We start from the raw sequence: 22,095 nt of genomic DNA on the forward strand, positions 1-22,095 counted from the left end.
CCCATATCAGCCAAGTTTTAGTTATCTGATATACACATGAGATATCCAGCCCCCCTCTTCGCTACAATTTTACCGCTGGCTTTTGCGTCTTCAAGTTTTGCGCAAGTAAGCGATATCGAATTTGGCAAACGCCTTTCGAGCTCCGCTATAGAACGCACACACCATTCAGTGACTTATGATCCCGCTTATGCACGGCTTGATTATCCCAATGGAGACGTAGCACCAGATAAAGGTGTCTGCGCAGATGTCGTTATACGTGCCCTCAGAACGCTCGACATAGATCTGCAAAAGCTTATCCATGAAGACATGAAAGCCAATTTTGATGCCTACCCTCAACGATGGGGGCTAAAGCGCACAGATCGCAATATTGACCATCGCCGCGTGCCGAACATAGAAGCCTATCTATCACGCCATGGAATGCGCCTGTCGCCTTCTGAAAACCCATCTGATTATCAAGCAGGCGATATCGTCGCGTGGAACTTAAGTGGCCATGGCCGTGGATGGATGCCACACATAGGCATCGTCACAGACCAAAAGGCACGCGATGGCACACCTCTTATTGTTCACAATATAGGTGCAGGCCCGCAATTGGAAAGCGTGCTATTTAACTGGCCAATTACAGGACGATATCGGCCTAAACGATCACAATTTTAGTGATCATATTTAAACATGTTGAGAATGTCTCTCAAATATGTGACAAGACTTTTCATATCCACATCACGACGAGGCACCCCATGAAACAACCGACTCGCACTCTATTCACAGCTTTAGCTCTTGGAATTTCAACTTTTTCCATGGCCGCCCCTGCAATGGCACATTGTGAAATTCCTTGTGGAATTTATGATGACGAAGCCAAATTTGATGAACTCGCCCTTCACGTTAAGACGATCAAACGTTCCATTGAGGGTATTTCTGAATCAAAAACCACACATGACACAGTCCGCTGGGTGATAAATAAAGAAAACCACGCACAAAAAATTCAAAATGAAATTGCAACTTATTTTTTAGCGCAACGCATTAAAGCGCCGGCTGATGCAGCTAAAAACGAGGAATATGTTCAATCTTTAGAGCTAGCACATTCAATCATCGTTGCCGCCATGAAAACAAAACAAAGTTCAGACATGGAAAAAGCAGATATCCTGGGCACCAAAATAGAAGCTTATAAGACGCTTTATTTTAAAATCCACGGACATGAACACTAAACCGATGAAATAATCTTCTCCAGCTGGTCATCATATTATCGTTTCAAAGATCAGCTGGACGAATATTTTCTCGACCACTTAAAGCATTCACCATTCCCATCACGATATAGTTCTTGCAATATTTAACCATTCATCTGGTCATTTTTTATCATTAATTGTAAACGCATATTGCTCTAAAAAGTGATTATTATTGCACCTTCATGACTTATCAAATTATCCTTGCACTTTTTGCCTTTGGTGGTGTGGCATCCATAACACCTGGTCCTAACAATCTCATGCTCATGGCATCGGGAGCCAATTTCGGTTTCCGTCGCACGATCCCGCACATGTTAGGTGTTGGACTTGGTTTCATCTTCATGCTTTTTCTAGTCGGGATCGGATTAGTGCGTGTATTTGAGGCATTTCCTCAATCATTTACAATTCTAAAAATCGTCAGCACGCTCTATCTTTTGTTTTTTGCTTGGAAAATTGCCAACGCAAAGCCTCTACAATCAGCATCAGATGAAAATGCTTTAGGTTCAGCGCCCCTCACCTTCATGCAAGCATCATTGTTTCAATGGGTTAATCCCAAGGCTTGGACAATGGGCACAACGGCGATGGCGGCTTACTCTGTGCAGGATGCACCATTCTTAAGCGTCTTGGTCATATGCGCTGTATTTGGGATCGTAAGCCTGCCCAGCATCAGTATTTGGACCATCGCAGGTACAAAAATTCGTCAATTCTTAAACAGCCCACTCAAGACGCGTGTTTTCAACATTACAGCAGCCGTGCTGCTAGTTTTGTCCTTATATCCTGCTTGGTTTGGCCACTAGACCCGACCGACGCTTAATCTGAGCTTTGATATCGCCTAGGAATTATCGTTTTCGTCATTTTTAGAACGACGCCCCAACACGATAACACGCTTACCTTCGCGTTCGGCTTTCTGCAGCCTATTTTCAACTTGAGTAGACATGCCTTCAATACCAACCCATTCAGAGTACAAAGGAGATTTCGCATTTCCATTTTGAGAAATTTGCAGGTCTTCCTTTGGTACGATTTCAAATCCTAACTGATTGAGCAATACCAAAAAGCCAATACCAGTGAAAGCAGCTGTCGTCACAATTCGCACGATGAATTTCATGACCATGCCACGAAAAGCAACCACGGCAGCAGCACTAGTCGCGCCGCCTCCCAATCCCGCAGCAGAAGCAATACCTGCAAGGTCTCCACCTTCACCAAAGACCTTATTAAGCATTTCTAGAATCTGTTCCATGGAGACACTCCTCACCGCAAAAACCAAATAAAGATAAATAGTCTTACCCTGACTACCGTAATCCGTTAACAGGAATACTGTGTTCAATTGAGATAAAACACTATCATTTTTGTCAGCTTCAATGTTTGCCGGGCGGCGTTCCATTGTGGTCGGACATTTTAGGTTTGAAACTTGGCGGCTTGCTCTTATCGTCTTGAAGCGCCCATGCAGACAAATAAGCGATCAAAATTGTTCCAAGGATTAACCCAGCTATCTTTAGAGTTTTCAATGCCCTACCCCTTTTCTTTTGAGGGGATCATTGTCACTAAGGCTGATCCAAATTCAATACCTTAAATGCACAGGACTCATAAGATGTTAGCGAAGCAGCAACGACCACTTGCATTGATTACAGGAGCTTCAGCGGGCATTGGCGAAGCAATTGCGCGGGAATACGCTGCGAATAATTATGATGTTATTCTCGTTGCGCGCCGCAAAGAAAAGTTAGAACAACTGGCTGAGGAACTTTCAACGGCACACGGTATCTCAATATACATTCATTGCGTGGACTTATCTCGACCTGACAGCACGCAACAAATTGTACAATATCTTCAAACTATTCAAAGAGATATAGAAATATTAGTGAATAATGCAGGCTTTGGATTAGCCCCAGAATTTACAAATACGAGCTGGCAGGAACAAGCGTCTTTCTTGCAATTAATGCTCAATACACCCTGTGAATTAGCACATGCTTTGCTTCCAGCAATGCGAAAAAGAGGTCATGGGAGCATCATAAATATCGCCTCAATGGCAGGCTTTGCACCAGCTGGTCGGGGGCATACTCTATATGCTGCAAGTAAAGCTGCTTTGATCAAGTTTTCGCAATCTTTGTACATGGAAAACCAAAAGTATGGCTTGCATATAGTTGCGGTATGTCCGGGTCTGACCTATTCGGAATTTCACGATGTGAATGGCCAAAGAGGCAAACTTGAAGCACTGCCCAAATATCTCTGGCAATCTTCGGAAGATGTCGCCAAGGCAACCTTTAAAGCAGGACAGAGATCCAATCCTGTCTGCATTCCAGGGTCCATCAATAAGACACTGTATATATTAAACAAAATACTTCCCGAACAACTAACCATGCACCTAATGAAAGCGCGTCACCGTTAAATTCAGGCGATAATTTTAGCCGCGACGCTTGTTGACGCGATATGTGCGGTGGCGTGGAATATAGGATGAATATGGGTGATACGTCACAGAATTACGCGAGCGCACCATAGGACTTTGAACACTTAAAAAGCCGCCATGTCCGCCGCCCCAATTACTAGAAACACCTGCACCGACACCGCCAGTGAAATTTCCATCCATGTAAATTTGCTGAGAACCGTGTGATGTGTGCTGACAATTTGCGCAACAATTGCAGTTTTGGTGCTGAAGTTTTTGCGAATGTGTGATGACTTTTTGTGTCACAGGTGTCGAAGTCATGTGTTGTCCGCGGTGAATGATTGGCGCAACAGATTCGACATAAGCTGGAGCCTCACCTGACAACACAACACGCCCAGTTGAAACAAATGTTCCTGAACAAACTTCATTATCTGAGTTGGCACATGATGACGAATATATCTTAGTTCCAGCCGCACTTGGATTCGCGTAGTGAATAGTCGGTGAAGACGACGAATATGATTGCACGTTCAAAGGCGCTGGAGCCGGCGTATGAATTGTCGGTGTATTGCTTCCATCAGCGAAAGCTATGGGTGTTAGTCCTGCAAACGCAGCAACCAAAACAACACCTGAACCGAGAAATGATTTCATCATAATACGCTCACTAATTTCAACAATTAATGAGAGGTTAACTCGAACTATCAAGCTGACGCAATCACTCGCGCCTCTGGCGGGAATATTCATAACTGCATTCGCCTTTATTCAAGTTAGCAAATTAGAAGTCGTAAGTGATTCCTTTACGCTCCCAATCGCCATAACGCGTTGGTTCTTCACCAGCAGGACCATTCCACTCTTCAACCAATTTTTTCTTGGCTGTTTCGGCCATTTCAGCTTCACGTCGAATGGCAGCCTCTTCCAATGCGCGTTTGGCAGCATCGGTCAAAACTTTCCCCGGTGCAGCGCCGGGAATTGTCGGGTTTAAATCCTCTGAATTGGCTTGAATTTCAGAATTTGAGTCATTTTCGTTATTTTGGGTCATGCAAACTAGATAATTTCTATTTTTTTTTAGTCCAGCGCTTTTTAAAGTTGGAATTCATTAACCTTCATGAGTGACAACTTAATAAGACCAATCAAATTCAACCCAAAGGTACGAATATCTGTACCTTCATCTCTTTGGAGCTGACCCGTGAGCTATTTGCGCGCAACCTTATTTATGTTCTTCATCCATGCTATTTTTGCGGGGATTGGCTGGGCAATCTATGGCAATCAGGGCGCAGTTATAGCAACGGCTATTGCTTTGCTTTTCCACATTGCTGTTTTTTGGAAAGCTGACAGTCTTGTCTTGCGTGCCCACAAAGCTCAAGAAGTAGATGAAAACCACCCCTCTCCAATGGTGCGTTCATTCGTTAAAGAATGTCGTGACCTATCTTTTAACGCCGGCATGATATGTCCGCGTCTGTTTATCATGGACGCTCACCAACCAAATGCTTTTGCAGTTGGCCGTGATGCACTTCACGCGTCCATCGCTGTAACAAATGGTTTGTTAATGACCCTTAGCCGCGCCGAAACACGCGCAGTAATCGCACACGAGCTCGCGCATGTGAAACGAGGCGACAGCTTATCCATGGGCATAGCATCGGCTGTTTCAGGTCTGTTAAACCGTCTCACATGGATCATATTTGCGCCAATTGGCCTATCTGCCATTTCATCACGATTCATCTCAAGAACTGTCGCTTTAATCTTTGCTTCTAAGTCTCGCGAACACGCTGCAGACCGTGATGGTGCAAAAATTTGTGGAAAACCCCTTGATCTTGCCGCCGCTCTGGAAAAGATAGACCGCAATACCGTATCTCTTCTCAACCCTATCGCTGAGAAGAACCCTGCGACAGCTCATATCTACGTGGTCGATCCATTGCACGCATCTAAACGCACACACCGTTCATCCCACCCGGCAACAGAGAAACGCATTGCGCGTTTACGTCGTCAGGCTGAAGATAATAACATTAGTTCAACCGCTAAACCTGAAACGCGTTACTAAGTGAACGATACTTCATCAGGTAAAGGCCCGCGTTCACCACGTGGGCCTAATCGCCGTTCTGGACCAAACAGCCAAAACTCTTCAGGCGAACGCACCAGATCTCGTTCTGGTAAAAACCCACGTTCAAAGCCTCAGGACAATTCCACCAAACGTACAGGTGGAAAGCTGCCTCAAAACGGTTGGCAGAGCCGACGCGCTGCTGCGGATATTCTCATGCGTATCGTGCATGAAGGCGCAGACATGGATGAGGCGCTAGCAAGTTCAAAATTCTTCGACGAATTAGAAGGACCAGATCGCGGCTTTGCACGCGCAATTGCCTCAGCCGCCTTACGCGCTTTTGGCCGCATTGATGATGCTCTTGAAACCTATCTGGACCGACCATTAGAGAAAATAGACCCCGCTGTATTGTCTTTATTGCGCGTTGGTTGTGCCCAATTATGGGTTTTAAAAGCACCTTCTTATGCGGCAGTTGATGCGACAGTAGAAGCAGCACGCCAATGGAAACCAGCATCGCGAGGCGGCGGTATGGTGAACGCTATTTTACGCCGCGCCGGACGTGAACCAGAAGCTTATGAAAGCCTACCAGCCAGCCGCATCTGGCCAGATTGGCTATCAGAGCGTTTTTCCAGTGCGCTTGGCGAAGAAACCACGCAAAACATCGCGATGATGCAAATGCTAGAGCCGCGTATTGATCTGACCGTGAAATCAGATCCCGAAGCTTGGGCACAAAAACTAGAAGGCACAGCCCTTCCCTCTGGTTCAGTTAGACTACCCACAGGTGCCAGCCTAACAGAATTAGAAGGTTATGTTGAAGGCGAATGGTGGGTGCAAGATGTTGCCGCAACGCTGCCAGCGCAGTTATTTGGCGATGTCAAAGGATTATCAATTGGGGATTTATGTGCTGCGCCCGGCGGTAAAACAATGCAACTTGCTAGCAAGGGTGCAAAGGTTACGGCCATAGACCTTTCTGAACAACGTATTGAAAAAGTACGCGAAAACCTAGAACGCACAGGATTGAAAGCCAAAACGCAAGTGACAGATGCACGCCATTGGCGACCTGCTGAACCGTTTGATGCTGTGCTTTTGGATGCACCTTGTTCTGCATTGGGAACTTTGAGGCGCCACCCTGAAGGCGCTTGGAGAAGAAATGATAAAGGTTTGGATAGATATTCCGGCCTTCAGATCAAACTTGTTCAAGCAGCCTACGACATGATGAAATCTGGCGGCACAATGCTATATTGTGTATGTACGCCCCTTCCCGCTGAAGGGATTGAAGTTGTCAAAGAAGCCGTTGATAGTGGCAAATGGATAAGTAAACCCATTACGCCTGAAGAAGTGCCCGGCTATGAGCATGCGATTGACGATTTTGGCGGACTATTAAGCCTTCCCAAATTCGATATTGAAAACCCCGAAGATCTCATCACGTCGGATGTGTTCTATATGGCGCGCCTTGAAAAGGTCTAATTTAGTTCAGTTTCCATTCATGAATAGAATGACAGTTTTGTTTAGATAAAACTGTCAGCTTGCCTCATATCTGCCGTAAAACAGGACGATATGATTTGCATTCTTGTTTCATGTTTGGAGCCCGCCATGACACTGTCTATGAAAAACCTAAAACAAACCAATCCAGCAAAAAACATGATGTTTGCTTTGGTGGCAGGTACGGCGCTAGCCATTACAGGGTGTGCGTCTAGTCAAGGTGCCAATGATTATTCCCGCGATGAAGTTGGGCGTATTTCTCGTGTAGATGAAGGCGTGATCGTCGCCTCTCGCGCTGTGCAGATATCGGCATCCAATAACGGCCTTCTTGGCGCAGCGACTGGTGCGGTCATTGGTGGAATTGCCGGAAGCCAAGTTGGCGGCGGTGATGATGAAAAAGCAATCGCCGGTGTTGTTGGAGCCGTTGGAGGCGCTATCGCTGGTCAGCAAATCAACAAATCAGCGGGCAAGCAGCTGGGTTTTGAATATAAAATCCGCCTAGATAAAAATGACGAGATCATTTCTATCACGCAGGGCGGTGATGTGGCGCTGCCAAATGGAACGCCAATCTTTATTGAATACGGAAATCGTGCGCGCGTCGTGCCTCAACACGCCAATATCGGATACTAAATCTATTTTTAGTAGACTTTCACCTAGGCCCAACGACATAATAAATGCAACCTAATCCAGACAAGGAGCTTGCGCCCTTTGTCTGGTGCTGATAGGCGGAATTTATGTCTGAAATTTTGATATCCCCTTCCATTCTCGCAGCCGACTTTGCTAAGCTCGGCGAAGAGGTTCGTGCAATCGACACTGCTGGTGCCGATATGATTCATATTGATGTGATGGATGGCCATTTTGTTCCAAATATAACAATTGGCCCTGATGTCGTAAAAGCACTTAGGCCGCACTCAGACAAACCATTTGATGTGCACCTGATGATTTCACCGGTTGATGCTTATTTGGAAGCTTTTGCGAATGCTGGCGCTGATCTCATTACAGCCCACCCAGAAGCAGGACCGCATTTTCATCGCACGGTGCAAGCCATACACAAGCTTGGCAAAAAAGCCGGTGCTGCTCTTAACCCTTCAACACCTGCAAACGCTCTTGATTACGTTCTTGAAGAACTAGATCTTGTGCTAATTATGAGTGTTAATCCCGGATTTGGTGGGCAATCATTCATAGACAACCAATTGCGTAAAATCGAAGACATACGCAACCGCATTGACGCATTGGGCACAAAAACTATTTTAGAAGTTGATGGCGGTGTAACGCCTGATAATTGTTCAAAAGTTATCAATGCTGGTGCAAACGCACTCGTCGCAGGATCAGCGGTGTTCAAAAAAGGGCCGGCAAATTACGCAAATGCTATTTCAGCTTTAAGAGGCTAACCGCACCAAAATTATTGGAGTCCGGCGACACATGTCACCAGAAAACGAACAGTCGGAAGACCCGCAAACGCACGACGCGCTGTCAAGCGAGACAACAGCGGAAGATTCTAATCCTGATCAGTTAGAGTCTGAACAGGTGAGCGAACACACGACAGATTCAACTGAAACTCCCAAGCCACGCGCTATTCCTAGCCAATATGCAGATATGAAAGATGCGGCGGAATGGACCGAGTTTACGGGCGAAGACGGACTTCCCATAAAATCATCGCCAATGTATCGGATGCGATTAAATCCAGCGACATTTAACGCGCTGCTAGGTAGCCCCAAAACAGGCCATCCAGCGCGCGCTAAACGCGGTGAAAATATCATCAATGGTCAATGGCGGTTTGGGACTGAAAAGTTGGAGGTTCCCGAAGCGCGCGCGCCTTGGGGCCCTCCTTTCCCGAGTGTCAATTTTGCAGACCGTATTCATCGCTTCCACTGGCTACGTGATCTTTTAGCTAATGGTGAAGCAGGCGAGAAACTGGCCCGTAGCTTAACGGTGAGCTGGGCTAAGGCGTTTGGCAAATGGGACGATACGGCGTGGCGCGTAAATGTGACTGCTGATCGCGTGATTAACTGGCTGTCTGCTGCGCCAGTCGTCATTGCACCAGTATCGAGTGAAACAAGAGCCAATCTTTTGGACTGTCTTGCCAGACAAGCACGCCATCTGTCTTTGAGCTATGAAAATGTACACTCTCTACGAGGCCGTTTTCGCTGCGCATTAGCCCTTACATTGGCTGGTATCTGCTTACCCGAAAGCGAATCCTATCTGGAACTTGGATTAGAAAATCTTGAAAAAGAAATAGGTCTTCAACTTCTAAAAGATGGTGGTCATGTTACGCGAAGCCCTTCTCGGCTTGCTGAAACACTCATTGATTTGAACATTGTTGAGGATTTCCTCCTGCGAATGGGCAAGGAAGCTCCCGCCTTTCTCTCAAAAGCACAAATGCGCATGCAGAACATGCTCAAATTTCTTCAGCTTGGTGATGGAGGTCTTCTTGTTGCCAACTCCAGTTCAGACGGATGGGACGGACTTGCGACAACCGCGCTTGCGCCTTTTGGTGAAGGCGGCGGCAAATTTGCTTTTGCACAACAAACTGGATTTCAACGCATTCAAGCAGGTGATCTGACTCTGTATATGGATACAGGATCTTCTCAAACCGGTGAGAACACTGAAATAGCAAGTGCATCTTGTTTATCTATCCATGTTTGCGATGGTCCACATCGAATCATCACTTCCATGGGGGCATATTCCGACCTTGACCCTGCATGGAAATTTGCAGCCCGCCAGACAGCTGCTTCTTCTACACTTGTTTTGGATAATCAAAATTCAGGAATATTCAAACAGAATGAAACAACCGGGCTAATGGAGCTTTTGGGCCCGCCAAATGTATCTGCTCGACGATTAGAAGAAGGTGATCAATTTCTTCTGGAAGGACAACATTCAGGCTGGAGACAAAGCCACGGCCTCGTGCATAGACGCAGATTATTTTTAGCTAAAAACGGGACGCGAATAACCGGTGAAGACTCTGTCTACCGACCCCTAGCTGAAATTTCTACACCACCGGAAGAAGATGTCCCATGCGCATTGCGTTTCCAGCTTCACCCTCAAATTTCTGTAGAACAGGGTGAAGACACACATTCTGTGTTTCTACTTATCGGAGACACCGGAATTACTTGGAAACTTAGAGCGGAGCAGACAGTGCATGTTGAAAAAACTGTTTACACGGCGGGCGGTGTGCGCCTCCCAGCTGCACAACTGGTCGTTTATTGTAAAGTTAATCCAATTGGAGATGGCACTACTGCGCCAAACAGGTTACGTTGGGCACTGAGTCGCACCTCAAGTGATTGAGTTCTCTGATATCAATAGTGTTACTGCATAAGAGAGTATAGTTTTTGACCCGCAAAGACATTATTCGGGCCTTTACCATCGGACAGCGCCAAGCATGGCGTGCCATCATTATTTGCACATGCTATGATGTCATAGCGGCATTTGTTGCCATGATTTCGGCAATATATATTAGAAATGCCCTTCAAGGGACGACCCCAAACCCCGTTGTAACTGCACTTTACACCGTTGAACTTGCTGTTGCGATGGTTGCGTCGCTTACATTCACCGGCGTTTACCGCCAAGTATGGCGCCATACGAGCGCGAGTGATCTTCGGCGTATCGTGCAAGCTGCTCTACTGGCAAACCTTATATTTCTTCCAATCATGTTTCTCACAAACAGATTAGAAGGATTTTTCAGGTCTAGTATTTTTATTGAAGTCCCTATTCTAATTACAATTATGATTGCTGGACGCCTTGCATCGCGCGCAAGAGCAACAGGACAGTTCATGGCTGCATTTCGTGCGCCGAACGAAAAGAAACCTGCTGCAATTCTCATTGGAACAGCATCTAAAATTTCTTCTACTCTCAGGGATTTAGATAATTCAAGCGAAGGTTTACCCATTCGCCCACTTGCAATCATTGAAACCAGTGGGGATCACACGGGACGGGCCATTTGCGGTATTCAAGTATTAGGAGACCTTTCCAAATTACAGGAAAGCATGTCGATAATGACAACCCGATATGGCACCCCACCTTGGATTGCGATGATCGGAGGCACGCTCGAGCGAGAAACAATGGACACCGTCTTGGAAGTTTCCGCCAAATTCAAAGCAACCGTTCAACGTCTGAGAGCTGATGGAGAATTCAATCATGATGAAATTTCTCCAACCGACCTTTTAACCCGCCCAGAAAAAAATCTAGATCGCATCAATGTTAGTAAGTTGATTTCTGGTGCGCGTGTTTTCGTAACAGGTGCTGGTGGTACAATTGGTTCTGAATTAGTGCGCCAATGTGCAAGCTACGGCCCGTCAGAGATAACCCTTTACGATAATTCTGAATACAATTTGTATGAAATAGACATGTATATGGGAAAACACTTCCCAAATGTACAAAGACGCGCCCTACTTGGTGATGTTAAAGAAGCAAATCGCTTAAGAACAGCCATGAAAAAGGCAAAACCTGACATTGTTCTTCATGCAGCAGCGCTAAAACATGTTCCTTTAATGGAAACCAACCCAAATGAAGCCATTCTAACGAATGTAGAAGGCGCACGATTAGCAGCAACATATGCAGCTGAATTTGGTGTCAAAAACTTTGTATTCATTTCAACAGACAAAGCGGTACAACCCTCAAACGTCATGGGCGCTTCTAAACGGGCCGCCGAATTATTCATTCAGGCGCTAGCCCCACAAGCAGCAACAACAAATTTCGCAATCGTCAGATTTGGAAATGTATTGGGATCGGCGGGATCGGTGGCTCCCCTATTCGAGCGACAAATCAAAGAAGGTGGCCCTGTCACAATCACAGATGCGGAAATGACTCGTTATTTCATGAGTGTGGAAGAAGCATCTTCCCTTGTTCTTCAAGCTTCTGCATTATCTAGCAAATCACCCCACAAAGAAGCATTTCTTTATGTATTAGATATGGGACCACCTGTTTCAATCGTTGAGCTTGCCGAACGCATGATCCGCTTGAAAGGTTACCGCCCTGGTAAAGATATAGAGATCGTTTTCACAGGACTACGGCCCGGTGAGAAACTTGCTGAAACGGTTTTTTATCCCAAAGAAGAAGTTTCTGAAACAGGTGTTGATGGCGTTTTATCTGCGCAATCTTCCTATCAAAATCTAGATACAATTTTACCAACACTTGACGCAATGATAGAAGCAGCTCGCAATCGGGAACGTAATATTTCGCTCAACCTGCTCGCCGATTTAGCACCGCAATTGGCTATCTCAAAACCGGCAAACCTACCCCAAAATCCGGTGGATTACATCCGCACAGAAAACGTGGACTATCTCAAAGAAAAGCAAAGTAATGTATTGCCTTTACGTGCAGCAAAGCGTTCACGATCTGAATAATTTCAAACCTGCCTACTCACATATCTAAAGCCATTTTTATCTATCAAAGATAACTCATGGTTGGCCGTTCGCACACAACGTGCTATCGCCCCCAATTATCACGTAATTAAATAGTCCTGTCGATAAATTCTGGTGCTATTCAAGCAGCATTCCCATTAGGGTTTTAGCTTTTCACCAATCTATGCAGGGCATCATGGCCGGAGCCAAATATGACTGCAAACCTTTCTCCCATTCGTCGCGCCCTTATATCTGTATCTGACAAAACAGGCCTAATTGAGCGTGCTAAAAAATTGGTTGAATTGGGTGTAGAACTTGTTTCTACAGGCGGAACGTCCAAGGCGATTGCAGATGCAGGTCTTCCGGTTAAAGATGTTTCCGACCTAACAAACTTTCCTGAAATGATGGATGGCCGCGTTAAAACACTCCATCCTGTTGTCCATGGCGGCCTGTTATACCGCAGAGATCTGGACACACACGTGCAAGCAGCCAAAGAGCACAATATAGGCGCGATCGACCTTCTCTATGTGAACCTCTACCCGTTTGAAGCGACTGTTGCTGCGGGCAAGCCATTTGAAGATTGCATCGAAAACATAGACATTGGCGGTCCAGCAATGCTGCGCGCTGCTGCAAAAAACGTAGATTTCGTCGCTGTTTGTACGGATGGCTCCGATGTTGATAAAGTTATTCTGGATATGGAAGCCAATGCAGGCGCAACGACACTAAAAACACGTCGTGCCCTTTCTGCTAAAACATATGCACGCACAGCCGCCTATGATGCAGCCATTTCAAACTGGTATGTTGCACAAATTGAAGCTGAAGCACTGACAAATGACGAAGAAATTGAAGCACCATCCATTCGTGCCTTTGGTGGCCAATTAAAACAAAAACTACGCTATGGTGAAAACCCGCACCAAAAAGCGGCTGTATATGCCACACCAGAAGGACGCCCCGGTGTTCTGTCGGCCAAACAAATTCAAGGTAAGGAACTTTCCTTCAACAATTTGAATGACACTGATTCAGCCTATGAATTAGTAGCTGAATTTGATCCTGCTGATCGTCCTGCTGTGGCGATAATAAAACACGCAAATCCATGCGGTGTAGCTGTTGGGAATACGGCTTTAGATGCCTATAAAGCCGCGCTTGCTTGTGATCCAGTATCGGCATTTGGCGGTATTGTTGCGCTAAATTGTGCATTGGATGCGCAAACGGCCGAGGCGATTACACAAGTCTTCACCGAAGTTGTCATTGCGCCGGGAGCAAGCGATGAGGCGGTTGAAATTTTCTCTAAAAAGAAAAACCTACGCCTATTGATAACTGATGCTTTGCCTGACCCCAAAGAGGCTTCTCTCAACTATCGCAGTATTGCGGGTGGTATGCTTGTGCAAGAGCGCGACACGGGTCGTATCGAAATGTCTGATCTGAAAGTTGTCACGAAACGTGCACCAACAGAACAAGAGATGAAAGACATGCTGTTTGCATGGCGCGTTGCAAAACACGTCAAATCTAATTGTATGGTTTATGCAAAAGATGACTCAACAGCCGGTCTTGGGATGGGGCTTGTAAGCCGTGTTGATTCAGCTCGTCTTGCTTCTATCAAAGCACAAGATGCTGCAAAAGCAGCTGGATGGGATGAGCCACGCACAAAGGGTTGTGCCGCGGCCTCTGAGGCCTTTATCCCATTTGCAGATGGTCTGCTTCTAGCGATTGAAGCTGGTGCAACATCATTCATCCAACCGGGTGGATCTGTACGTGATGATGAAGTGATCGCCGCAGCGGATGCAGCAGGCGTTGCAATGGTGTTCACAGGTATGCGCCACTTCAAACACTAAATAAAAACCCCACCTCTTCTGTTATGAAGAGGTGGGGCTCCAATCTCGACGTTGGCCCGTCCCACTGATTGCCAAATGGCCTACCACCCAGGCATATCAACGTGGAGATTGAATTCTACAAAGACATTATTGACCTTTGCGTTGTTTCACATCTTCTTCGTCGGCAATGGCGCGATCTTCTGCATCAAACTCAATCTCAGCTTCTTCACCTTTGGCGTAGCTACGTGATTTCTGAGCAAGACGGTCCATGGTCTGGCCCAACTTACCTTTAGATACAGCCATGCTTTTATTATAGCTTTGACCAACAGCTTCTGCGTCTCCAAAATTGGCAAACTCAGCCCCTAGAAAAACAACTTCCCAGCCTTTTTCGCGTACACGGTCCAATGCCGCTTTCGCGCCATGTTTGGTGATTTCACGGCTCGAATTTTCCTGACCATCTGTCATGATCACAAGAACAGCTTTTTCAGGTTTATCCGTTTCAGCAATGCTTACAATACGTCCGATGGCATCAAAGAGCGGTGTCATACCACGCGGCGATGCTTCATCATTGCTAACTTCATTCCATTCTTTTGCGGATGCACCTTTGCGCAAAACATCAAACTGCAAGCCATCTTGAGCATCAAATACAGCGAGCGTCACATCGGCATCAACATCGCCCTTCTCTCCCGCTTGCTTGGTTCCAAGAGAGACAGCATATGTGTTGACCGAATTTAGCGCTTCATCCCAAATGGACGACATAGAACCAGTCCGGTCGAGTAATATATAAGCATGCATGGGTGAATCCCCCTCAATTCTTGAAATATCTGGATCCGGCGCAATCTCTGCATTTGCACAAGCTGAAAGAGAAATCGCTGTGATTGCTAGAAAACCGGAAACACATTTTTGAAATAGTGTTTTTGAAGTCTTTGTATTCGTAATCATTCGTCCGCCTCCTCATGTATACTGTGTCGTTAGTGGTTTGATTTTGTTATCCAATTATCACCCAAATCATCTAAAGAGATCTCTTCCCCTAGCTCGTAGATATTGGTGTAGCCATATCCGTACAGATTGATAAATGTGGGAATATTAAGTGCGAGTGACACCATCTTTTTGGGCACAGGTGCTACATCATCACTGAAATTATTATTGCAGTAGATAAGTATTCTCGTATCAAAATCAGGAATAATTTCCGCAAGCTTATCATCCGTGAAATCGGAAAAATTTAAATGAACAGCGCCTTTGATATGCCCGTCTTCAAACGCTGATTTTGAACGCGTATCTAAAATAATCGTATCGCTAACAGCACCCATTTCTAGAAAGTTTTCAAGGGTAATTAGGCGCTGTTCTCGATGTGACCGTGCTTCATCTGTCATTGCCTGAAAGGTAGGATAATCGACCGCAGATGGTTTGCGTTGCGAATTCGAAGTCTGGGCCGACATATGGCCAAAAGCAAACATGGCGATTGCGGCGCAAACTGATAAAACCGCAAATATCAGTGCAGGTTTCATCTTACGCAAATGAATATTGTCTTCTGGATTTATGTTATTCTTCGCCATGACGTATCCCGCTTCAACTAGCCTCTGCTAATCGCTCTTGTGCATTTCCATGAATTCAGGGTGAATAGAAAATAAGGCTGGGTTCAGGGTGTGATTGTGTTTCTTTCGCCTTATATGGGTCTAAAAGCTGGATTGATTTAGACGCCTGCCACATACCTTATTTTGAAAAGCAGCATAAAAGACTACGTTCGAGACTTACTTCTTATAAGATAAAATCAGGCGCAAAATATTACCAAGGACGACGCATAAGTTTCCCAAACACACAAAATTTTCCTCAAGCGATGGATTTTTTGAACCGTTTCGATATGAAAGCCATAGCAAAATACAATTAAACCTTGCGCTCGCCGCAACAGAGCTTAAGAGCGCTGTTGCAGAAGCTGCACGCATCGTTATTGTGCCGCCAAAGAATAGTTATCCACATACTCAAAAGGTTTGACCTTTCATGTCCCTTGTCACTAATCCGCCGAAAAAAGTCGTCCTCGCATATTCGGGAGGACTCGATACTTCGATTATTCTGAAATGGCTTCAGACTGAATTTGGTTGTGAAGTTGTGACATTTACAGCTGACCTTGGACAAGGCGAAGAACTTGGACCTGCACGCGACAAAGCACTTCAACTTGGTATCAAAGAAGAAAACATCTTCATTGATGATCTGCGTGAAGATTTTGTACGCGATTATGTTTTCCCAATGTTTCGCGCAAACACTGTTTACGAAGGTGTCTACCTGCTTGGAACATCAATTGCGCGCCCATTGATTTCTAAGCGTCAAATCGAAATCGCTGAAATGGTCGGTGCTGATGCTGTTTGTCACGGAGCAACAGGTAAAGGTAATGATCAGGTTCGTTTCGAACTTGGATATTACGCACTAAACCCAGATATCCGCGTGATTGCACCTTGGCGTGACTGGGAATTTAAATCACGTACGCACCTTCTAGAATTTGCTGAAAAGCATGGCATCCCTGTACCAATGGATAAACGCGGTGAAGCCCCCTTCTCTGTTGATGCAAACATGTTGCACACATCTTCAGAAGGTAAAGCTTTGGAAGACCCGGGCGAAGTGGCACCTGAATTTGTGTTCCAACGCACAGTTTCTCCAGAAGAAGCACCTGACACGCCAGAAGAAATCACAGTTGGTTTTGAACGCGGTGACGCTGTGTCCATCAATGGCGAAACACTTTCACCAGCTAGCTTGCTAACCAAACTTAACGAGCTTGGTCGCAAACATGGTATTGGCCGTTTAGACCTTTTGGAAAATCGTTTCGTGGGTATGAAATCTCGCGGTATCTATGAAACACCGGGTGGAACAATCCTTCTCGCCGCTCACCGTGGTATTGAGCAAATCACACTAGATCGCGGTGCAGCCCACCTTAAAGACGAGCTAATGCCCCGCTATGCCGAGCTGATCTATAATGGTTTCTGGTGGTCACCAGAGCGCGAAATGCTACAAGCTGCAATCGATGCATCTCAAGGCATGGTGACAGGTGAAGTTCGCTTGAAGCTTTATAAAGGCCATGTGCACTTGTTAGCGCGTACAAGCCCATACTCATTGTATTCCGAAGCACATGTGACATTTGAAGATGATGCAGGTGCCTATGACCAAAAAGATGCGGAAGGCTTCATCAAATTGAATGCACTTCGTCTACGTTTATTGGCATCTCGGGATAAAAAAGCAGGTAGAAACCTCTAAACTCCGGAATTTACATATTTTAGAAGGGGAATGTTAGCATAAAGCTTGCATTCCCTTTCGTCGAATAGCCTTATTGATACAAGATAGGCTAAGGTGGGCATACCACAATAAACAAATAGGGGATTTCGGATCATGAATCTGAATAAAGTAAGTTTAGGAAAAGACGCTCCCAAAGATGTCAACGTCGTTATCGAAGTACCTTTAGGTGGTGAGCCTATTAAGTATGAAATCGACAAAGACTCTGGAGCAATGTTTGTAGACCGTTATCTCTACACACCAATGCGTTACCCATGTAATTATGGTTTCATACCGCACACATTATCATTGGATGGTGACCCAATTGACGTGATGTGTATCGGTCAACGTGCGCTTATTCCTGGTTGTGTACTTCGCGTGCGTCCAGTGGGTGTTTTAATGATGGAAGATGATGGCGGAGAAGACGAAAAGATTCTCGCTGTTCCTCATCAAAAAATGACAGCTTTCTACAACAATGTAGATAATTATACTGACCTTCCTGAGATCACACCTCAACGTATTGAGCACTTCTTCACCCACTATAAAGACCTTGAGCCAGGTAAATGGGTTAAGATTAAAGGTTGGGGCGATCGTGAAAAAGCAGAAGAATTGATCACTCAAGCGATCGAACGCGCAAAAAAATAAGATTTTTTAGTCTAATCGGATAATTTTTTTCCAAAAAGCTATTGAAACTATTTGAAATCCATGGCGGCTATGTCGCCATGGATTTTACTATTTGGCTTGCTCTTGTCGCACTCTTTTTCTCTGGCGGATTAACTCCCGGTCCAGCCGTTATGCTTGTGACATCTTCATCCCTAAAATACGGTTTTTCACCTGCTATGATCGCCGGCATTGGTGTATCCACAGCCAATCTTGTATGGGTTGCTTTGGCCGTATCAGGTGCTGCTGCACTGGCAAAAACCTTCCCTGATTTTTTCCTGGTACTCAAACTTGCCGGTGTTGCATTCATCGTTTGGTTGGCGTGGGACATGATCAGAAATAGCGAGACGATGACGCTTGCTGCGCGGGTCATCCCACGCAGACGTGTTCTTTACGTCAAAGGCATAGGATTGCAGTTAGCCAACCCAAGTGCGCTGGTCTTCTTTGGGGGATTACTTCCAGCATATATTAGCGCAGAAAAGCCATTGCTGCCCCAAATCATCATAATCATCGCAACAGTTACGATTACTGAATTATTCGGACTTGGGGTTTACGCAATGGCGGCAGAGCGGCTTTCTCGCAATTTTCAAAGCAAAGAATTTGTAAAATGGTTTAGTCGAATTGCCGCGCTACTCATGCTTAGCTCTGCAGGTTTTGCGCTATATATAACGCTTTTCTCTCAAGCCAGTGTGTAATTAGTGGCTCATATCTGTGTTGTCAGTGAAGAGTTTATGCGTTTGCATCGACTTCAAAGAATTCACCTGTGCTCCAGTTTCTCCAAAGCAGTTTCCCTTCTGCAATTGAGAACCATGCGCCTTCAAGAACGAGCTCTCCCTCCTCCATTGCTTTAGTCACGAAAGGGAAGGTTTGAAGGTTTTTAATAGATTGACCAACCACACCATGCTCAAGCGCTAGCTCGCGTTTTTCTGGTGTATCATTGTGTTCGCATGCCAGAACTTTATCACGCGCTTCATTGGCAATCTCTACCCAAGGCGCGATAAATGTTCCTACTGGTTTATCTTTTGCTGCAGACAATGATGCTTTGACACCACCACATCCAGCATGTCCCATCACAAGAATCTGTTTGACCTTAAGCGCAGTCACCGCAAATTCTACTGCGGCAGAAACACCGTGATATCCACCCGGTCTATCATCATAGGGAGGAACAAGCGCTGCCACATTGCGGACGATAAAAAACTCACCCGGAACCGCATCAAAAATCAAAGCAGGATCAGCCCGACTATCAGCACATGAAATGATCATGATGTCTGGATCCTGATAGCTGCCAAGATCCTTATATATTTGCGAAGTTTCTTGATAGCGACCATTACGGAAGCGACGATATCCCGTCAGTAGACGGTCTTGTTCAGCAGTACGGGCAGCACACACGTGTCGTTTTCTCCATTTAATAATAAAACAGGATTACACTTTGTCTGAATATCAACGACAATGATGGTTTAGACCATAGCTAACATCAATCCATTTGAAGATCTCTATCAACCAGCCGCAAGCAATAAATCAGACTTCAATTCATTCAAATAGTATTAAATCCCCTTGTTGTCTTCCCTTTGCCTGTAAAATCTTGGAAGATGTGGTCACGAGAAGAATCAGTGATTTAAAGGTCAAACCCAAAATGGTTGAATCAACTGCGAAAAGCAAAAAAACAACCACTGCCCGCCGTGCTGGGCCTAAACGCAGCGAAGCTTCCAGATTAGCTGTTCAAACAGCCGCATTGGAAGAACTCGCGAGCAATGGTTGGCGCAATTTTAGTGTTGACCGAGTTGCCAAAAATGCAAAAGCTTCCAAGCAAACAATATATCGGTGGTGGCCAACACCTGCCTGTCTTGTGGTTCAATCAGCTTTAGAAAATACACCCAAATCCACTGACCCAAATACAACATTAAAAGAACGCCTATCCGCACTCATGTCCCCCTTAATCAATGACATTAGATTAGGCGATGGTGCGCACAAATGGCGTGGTGTGATATTGGCAGCGGCCGATAGTGATGAAGCCAATGAAATTTTTCGAAATTGGATCGCAGAGACTTACCGAAAACCTGTTAGATTTGTTCTAGCCGAACACACAAATAAAAACCTAATTCGCCGAGATTGGGATATAGATTTTGTGATTGAAAGTCTTCTCGGGCCTGTTTGGCAGCGTGTTGTTGCGATGCGTGCGCCCCTACCCGAAAACTATGTTGATAGATTAGTAGACGCCGTTATCAACAATTTGAAAAAAGACGATTAAGCAGCCCTTATTCGAACATTATCTGAGGAATATTTGCCGATACCATCACATGTTCAAACATCACATCTTCCCAGCGATAATGTGATGCTATTTCTTTGAGAAAGACGTTGGCGATGAGTGTTTCTAAAGCAATATCAGCAGCCTCAACCCAGTGTTTTAAAATAGGCAATCTGTAAATCCATATCCGAGCATCGGCTTCAATTTCGTGTAGCTCTAGTGCAGATGTCATCCCCGAATAAGCCCCATACAACGCATAGGGGTCATCCAGATATAGAGCCTCTAAAGTTTCTTCATCTGGTAATTCATCAATGAAAATATTTATCTGTCCAACACCATCTGGAAAGAATGGTCGCATTTGAGACAGTACTTTATCCGCGATTTTTAAAAGTGTGTCGCCATGGGGGGCGCATCCCCAACTCTCTTCAACTGTCGACATTAATCACTCCACTTTTTACTTGCGGCAGCTGTAACCTATATACGACCACCATAAAAATAGAAATCGGGATCGACCAAAGCGCGATTATAAGTATATTTGTTTACGGAACGTTCCGGCAACGACCTCAAAATGCGTCATGGTTAATGTTCCGTTAATTTCAGAACTAACATTGAACGAATCAGAATCATTTATGACCCGAGAAATCAGCCCTAATGTCAATCGAAATACGCAACGCGCGGATGCTATTTTCAGCGGCACTTTAAAACTACTTCATGATCTTGGTTGGAACGGTTTAATCGAAGTGAATTTGCCCAATAATAGACGCGCAGATATTCTGGCCATTAACCATAAAGGGGAAATTCTCATCATTGAGGTGAAGTCATGCCTAGCTGATTTCTCCTCTGACGAGAAATGGCCTGAATATGAAGACTATTGTGACTATTTTCTCTTTGCTGTTGATCAGGATTTTCCAACGCAGCGCCTACCCGACGAGACAGGTTTTATTATTGCAGATGCATTTGGAGGTGCCATTATCCGTGAAGCTGCTCGTAAAAAGCTATCTGGACCACGTCGAAAATCAATTACGTTGAAATTTGCAAGACTTGCTGCAAAACGTCTTTACCAGAGTTTGACTCCTCCTATGGCATAATAATCGCTGAGGGACTAAATAGAACCTCATCACCATGTCGATTCACAGGAGATCCCGTTCAAAATGGGACTATCTTATCCGCTTGCTAAAGACGCTCGTTCTGCTCTCTTCTCAGACGACAATAAATTTTGCTCGACGCAGGCGCAAGCTTACAGCATTGCCAATGCCCGTGTTAGCCTTGTCACAGAATGGTTGAAGCCAGAAAAAGACGCATTAGAAGACGCCCTTGATAAGGCAGATAAGGCGCGTGCGCAGGGCTTTGTGCACGTTTATGAAGACAAAGATGAAAACACTGTTTTTGCCATCACTTTTTGGAAAGTTATTTCCATCGAAGAGGCTGAGGCAGAAGATAAAAAGATCATCGCAGAAAAAGCGGCGCGAGCCGAAGAAAATACAGATGATGTCTATTTCACGCGCCCAGAAAAAAGACGCGAACGTTTTGGCTTGAGCGTTCGAAAACCGCGTGTGCGTAAACCTGATCCTCGTCAATTGGATCTATTTCCAAAACCGGGCCGCCCTACTCCCGAAAACCCACCTAAGCCTCGCGTTAAAGATTAGAAAGGCGACCTATTTCGCCGCCTTTCAA

25 protein-coding genes are annotated in these 22,095 nt (G+C 45.4%); 17 read left to right on the plus strand and 8 right to left on the minus strand.

Annotated features, from left to right (window positions below; genetic code table 11):
• The first annotated feature begins 36 nt into the window (after window positions 1-36).
• From HBAL_RS15080 to HBAL_RS15090, 3 genes are all read left to right on the plus strand, one after another.
• On the plus strand, window positions 37-654 hold the full coding sequence (locus tag HBAL_RS15080) for a DUF1287 domain-containing protein (protein WP_015828818.1): 618 nt from the start codon (window positions 37-39) through the stop codon (window positions 652-654).
• 80 nt (window positions 655-734) lie between these two features.
• Window positions 735-1,202: a superoxide dismutase [Ni] gene (locus tag HBAL_RS15085; RefSeq protein ID WP_015828819.1), complete on the plus strand. Its 468-nt coding sequence runs from the start codon at window positions 735-737 to the stop codon at window positions 1,200-1,202.
• Between the two features lie 200 nt (window positions 1,203-1,402).
• Window positions 1,403-2,014 (plus strand): LysE family translocator, encoded by a 612-nt coding sequence (locus HBAL_RS15090; RefSeq protein ID WP_015828820.1) that lies wholly within the window; start codon window positions 1,403-1,405, stop codon window positions 2,012-2,014.
• A 35-nt stretch (window positions 2,015-2,049) separates the two neighbouring features.
• Here HBAL_RS15090 and HBAL_RS15095 read toward each other — a convergent pair whose 3' ends face one another.
• Window positions 2,050-2,454, minus strand: a complete 405-nt coding sequence (locus HBAL_RS15095) for a hypothetical protein (protein WP_041302495.1) — start codon at window positions 2,452-2,454, stop codon at window positions 2,050-2,052.
• 118 nt (window positions 2,455-2,572) lie between these two features.
• The gene (locus tag HBAL_RS16795; RefSeq protein ID WP_159098047.1) at window positions 2,573-2,722 is read right to left on the minus strand and encodes a hypothetical protein; all 150 of its coding nucleotides are present in this window, start codon (window positions 2,720-2,722) and stop codon (window positions 2,573-2,575) included.
• An 83-nt stretch (window positions 2,723-2,805) separates the two neighbouring features.
• Here HBAL_RS16795 and HBAL_RS15100 point away from each other — a divergent pair, with 83 nt between their 5' ends.
• Window positions 2,806-3,600 carry an SDR family NAD(P)-dependent oxidoreductase gene (locus tag HBAL_RS15100; protein WP_015828822.1) on the plus strand — a complete coding sequence of 265 codons (795 nt, stop codon included), beginning with the start codon at window positions 2,806-2,808 and terminating at the stop codon, window positions 3,598-3,600.
• A 15-nt stretch (window positions 3,601-3,615) separates the two neighbouring features.
• Here HBAL_RS15100 and HBAL_RS15105 read toward each other — a convergent pair whose 3' ends face one another.
• Complete coding sequence (locus HBAL_RS15105) at window positions 3,616-4,245, minus strand: hypothetical protein (protein WP_149037436.1); 630 nt, start codon at window positions 4,243-4,245, stop codon at window positions 3,616-3,618.
• Between the two features lie 121 nt (window positions 4,246-4,366).
• Window positions 4,367-4,630, minus strand: coding sequence for a DUF1674 domain-containing protein (locus HBAL_RS15110; RefSeq protein ID WP_015828824.1), 264 nt, complete (start codon window positions 4,628-4,630; stop codon window positions 4,367-4,369).
• A 147-nt stretch (window positions 4,631-4,777) separates the two neighbouring features.
• On the opposite strand from HBAL_RS15110, the gene HBAL_RS15115 reads away from it, so the two are divergent.
• The 7 genes from HBAL_RS15115 to purH all read left to right on the plus strand — a co-directional run bounded on the left by HBAL_RS15115 (window position 4,778) and on the right by purH (window position 14,279).
• A complete protein-coding gene (locus HBAL_RS15115; protein WP_015828825.1) occupies window positions 4,778-5,629 on the plus strand; it encodes a M48 family metalloprotease in 852 nt (283 codons plus the stop codon).
• Window positions 5,630-7,093: an RsmB/NOP family class I SAM-dependent RNA methyltransferase gene (locus tag HBAL_RS15120; RefSeq protein ID WP_015828826.1), complete on the plus strand. Its 1,464-nt coding sequence runs from the start codon at window positions 5,630-5,632 to the stop codon at window positions 7,091-7,093.
• A gap of 126 nt (window positions 7,094-7,219) precedes the next feature.
• Window positions 7,220-7,738 (plus strand): outer membrane lipoprotein, encoded by a 519-nt coding sequence (locus HBAL_RS15125; RefSeq protein ID WP_015828827.1) that lies wholly within the window; start codon window positions 7,220-7,222, stop codon window positions 7,736-7,738.
• 104 nt (window positions 7,739-7,842) lie between these two features.
• Complete coding sequence (rpe, locus tag HBAL_RS15130; RefSeq protein ID WP_015828828.1) at window positions 7,843-8,499, plus strand: ribulose-phosphate 3-epimerase; 657 nt, start codon at window positions 7,843-7,845, stop codon at window positions 8,497-8,499.
• A 31-nt stretch (window positions 8,500-8,530) separates the two neighbouring features.
• Window positions 8,531-10,393 (plus strand): heparinase II/III family protein, encoded by a 1,863-nt coding sequence (locus tag HBAL_RS15135; RefSeq protein WP_015828829.1) that lies wholly within the window; start codon window positions 8,531-8,533, stop codon window positions 10,391-10,393.
• A gap of 44 nt (window positions 10,394-10,437) precedes the next feature.
• A complete protein-coding gene (locus HBAL_RS15140; protein ID WP_015828830.1) occupies window positions 10,438-12,450 on the plus strand; it encodes a UDP-N-acetylglucosamine 4,6-dehydratase family protein in 2,013 nt (670 codons plus the stop codon).
• 209 nt (window positions 12,451-12,659) lie between these two features.
• Complete coding sequence (gene purH / locus HBAL_RS15145; RefSeq protein ID WP_015828831.1) at window positions 12,660-14,279, plus strand: bifunctional phosphoribosylaminoimidazolecarboxamide formyltransferase/IMP cyclohydrolase; 1,620 nt, start codon at window positions 12,660-12,662, stop codon at window positions 14,277-14,279.
• 126 nt (window positions 14,280-14,405) lie between these two features.
• Here purH and HBAL_RS15150 read toward each other — a convergent pair whose 3' ends face one another.
• Entirely contained in the window at window positions 14,406-15,200 is a 795-nt protein-coding gene (locus HBAL_RS15150) for a vWA domain-containing protein (RefSeq protein ID WP_015828832.1), read from the minus strand.
• Between the two features lie 29 nt (window positions 15,201-15,229).
• The gene (locus HBAL_RS15155; RefSeq protein WP_015828833.1) at window positions 15,230-15,814 is read right to left on the minus strand and encodes a rhodanese-like domain-containing protein; all 585 of its coding nucleotides are present in this window, start codon (window positions 15,812-15,814) and stop codon (window positions 15,230-15,232) included.
• A gap of 442 nt (window positions 15,815-16,256) precedes the next feature.
• Here HBAL_RS15155 and HBAL_RS15165 point away from each other — a divergent pair, with 442 nt between their 5' ends.
• The 3 genes from HBAL_RS15165 (at window position 16,257) to HBAL_RS15175 (ending at window position 18,871) form a co-directional block, all read left to right on the plus strand.
• The gene (locus HBAL_RS15165; RefSeq protein WP_015828834.1) at window positions 16,257-17,501 is read left to right on the plus strand and encodes an argininosuccinate synthase; all 1,245 of its coding nucleotides are present in this window, start codon (window positions 16,257-16,259) and stop codon (window positions 17,499-17,501) included.
• Window positions 17,502-17,633: 132 nt separating this feature from the next.
• A complete protein-coding gene (gene ppa, locus HBAL_RS15170) occupies window positions 17,634-18,161 on the plus strand; it encodes an inorganic diphosphatase (protein WP_015828835.1) in 528 nt (175 codons plus the stop codon).
• A gap of 77 nt (window positions 18,162-18,238) precedes the next feature.
• Window positions 18,239-18,871: a LysE family translocator gene (locus HBAL_RS15175; protein WP_015828836.1), complete on the plus strand. Its 633-nt coding sequence runs from the start codon at window positions 18,239-18,241 to the stop codon at window positions 18,869-18,871.
• Between the two features lie 34 nt (window positions 18,872-18,905).
• Here HBAL_RS15175 and HBAL_RS15180 read toward each other — a convergent pair whose 3' ends face one another.
• Window positions 18,906-19,565 (minus strand): carbonic anhydrase, encoded by a 660-nt coding sequence (locus HBAL_RS15180; protein WP_015828837.1) that lies wholly within the window; start codon window positions 19,563-19,565, stop codon window positions 18,906-18,908.
• A gap of 244 nt (window positions 19,566-19,809) precedes the next feature.
• Here HBAL_RS15180 and HBAL_RS15185 point away from each other — a divergent pair, with 244 nt between their 5' ends.
• A complete protein-coding gene (locus tag HBAL_RS15185) occupies window positions 19,810-20,424 on the plus strand; it encodes a TetR/AcrR family transcriptional regulator (protein ID WP_015828838.1) in 615 nt (204 codons plus the stop codon).
• Between the two features lie 7 nt (window positions 20,425-20,431).
• Here HBAL_RS15185 and HBAL_RS15190 read toward each other — a convergent pair whose 3' ends face one another.
• The gene (locus HBAL_RS15190; protein ID WP_015828839.1) at window positions 20,432-20,860 is read right to left on the minus strand and encodes a metallopeptidase family protein; all 429 of its coding nucleotides are present in this window, start codon (window positions 20,858-20,860) and stop codon (window positions 20,432-20,434) included.
• A gap of 190 nt (window positions 20,861-21,050) precedes the next feature.
• Here HBAL_RS15190 and HBAL_RS15195 point away from each other — a divergent pair, with 190 nt between their 5' ends.
• Together HBAL_RS15195 and HBAL_RS15200 are read left to right on the plus strand one after the other, a co-directional pair.
• On the plus strand, window positions 21,051-21,509 hold the full coding sequence (locus HBAL_RS15195; RefSeq protein WP_233356702.1) for an MmcB family DNA repair protein: 459 nt from the start codon (window positions 21,051-21,053) through the stop codon (window positions 21,507-21,509).
• Window positions 21,510-21,572: 63 nt separating this feature from the next.
• Entirely contained in the window at window positions 21,573-22,067 is a 495-nt protein-coding gene (locus tag HBAL_RS15200) for a hypothetical protein (protein WP_015828841.1), read from the plus strand.
• Window positions 22,068-22,095 lie beyond the last annotated feature (28 nt).

Source organism: Hirschia baltica ATCC 49814, assembly GCF_000023785.1.
Lineage (GTDB): Bacteria > Pseudomonadota > Alphaproteobacteria > Caulobacterales > Hyphomonadaceae > Hirschia > Hirschia baltica.

What these genes read in the sequence shown, in the direction of transcription:
- HBAL_RS15135 (WP_015828829.1), top strand. Translation starts at nt 8,531, where the DNA reads ATGTCACCAGAAAACGAACAGTCGGAAGACCCGCAAACGCACGACGCG.
- HBAL_RS15110 (WP_015828824.1), bottom strand. Translation starts at nt 4,630, where the DNA reads ATGACCCAAAATAACGAAAATGACTCAAATTCTGAAATTCAAGCCAAT.
- HBAL_RS15190 (WP_015828839.1), bottom strand. Translation starts at nt 20,860, where the DNA reads ATGTCGACAGTTGAAGAGAGTTGGGGATGCGCCCCCCATGGCGACACA.
- HBAL_RS15200 (WP_015828841.1), top strand. Translation starts at nt 21,573, where the DNA reads ATGGGACTATCTTATCCGCTTGCTAAAGACGCTCGTTCTGCTCTCTTC.
- HBAL_RS15165 (WP_015828834.1), top strand. Translation starts at nt 16,257, where the DNA reads ATGTCCCTTGTCACTAATCCGCCGAAAAAAGTCGTCCTCGCATATTCG.
- ppa (WP_015828835.1), top strand. Translation starts at nt 17,634, where the DNA reads ATGAATCTGAATAAAGTAAGTTTAGGAAAAGACGCTCCCAAAGATGTC.
- HBAL_RS15090 (WP_015828820.1), top strand. Translation starts at nt 1,403, where the DNA reads ATGACTTATCAAATTATCCTTGCACTTTTTGCCTTTGGTGGTGTGGCA.
- HBAL_RS15175 (WP_015828836.1), top strand. Translation starts at nt 18,239, where the DNA reads ATGGATTTTACTATTTGGCTTGCTCTTGTCGCACTCTTTTTCTCTGGC.
- HBAL_RS15155 (WP_015828833.1), bottom strand. Translation starts at nt 15,814, where the DNA reads ATGGCGAAGAATAACATAAATCCAGAAGACAATATTCATTTGCGTAAG.
- HBAL_RS15150 (WP_015828832.1), bottom strand. Translation starts at nt 15,200, where the DNA reads ATGATTACGAATACAAAGACTTCAAAAACACTATTTCAAAAATGTGTT.
- HBAL_RS15080 (WP_015828818.1), top strand. Translation starts at nt 37, where the DNA reads ATGAGATATCCAGCCCCCCTCTTCGCTACAATTTTACCGCTGGCTTTT.
- HBAL_RS15100 (WP_015828822.1), top strand. Translation starts at nt 2,806, where the DNA reads ATGTTAGCGAAGCAGCAACGACCACTTGCATTGATTACAGGAGCTTCA.
- HBAL_RS15095 (WP_041302495.1), bottom strand. Translation starts at nt 2,454, where the DNA reads ATGGAACAGATTCTAGAAATGCTTAATAAGGTCTTTGGTGAAGGTGGA.
- HBAL_RS15185 (WP_015828838.1), top strand. Translation starts at nt 19,810, where the DNA reads ATGGTTGAATCAACTGCGAAAAGCAAAAAAACAACCACTGCCCGCCGT.
- HBAL_RS15085 (WP_015828819.1), top strand. Translation starts at nt 735, where the DNA reads ATGAAACAACCGACTCGCACTCTATTCACAGCTTTAGCTCTTGGAATT.
- HBAL_RS15125 (WP_015828827.1), top strand. Translation starts at nt 7,220, where the DNA reads ATGACACTGTCTATGAAAAACCTAAAACAAACCAATCCAGCAAAAAAC.
- HBAL_RS15105 (WP_149037436.1), bottom strand. Translation starts at nt 4,245, where the DNA reads ATGATGAAATCATTTCTCGGTTCAGGTGTTGTTTTGGTTGCTGCGTTT.
- purH (WP_015828831.1), top strand. Translation starts at nt 12,660, where the DNA reads ATGACTGCAAACCTTTCTCCCATTCGTCGCGCCCTTATATCTGTATCT.
- rpe (WP_015828828.1), top strand. Translation starts at nt 7,843, where the DNA reads ATGTCTGAAATTTTGATATCCCCTTCCATTCTCGCAGCCGACTTTGCT.
- HBAL_RS15195 (WP_233356702.1), top strand. Translation starts at nt 21,051, where the DNA reads ATGACCCGAGAAATCAGCCCTAATGTCAATCGAAATACGCAACGCGCG.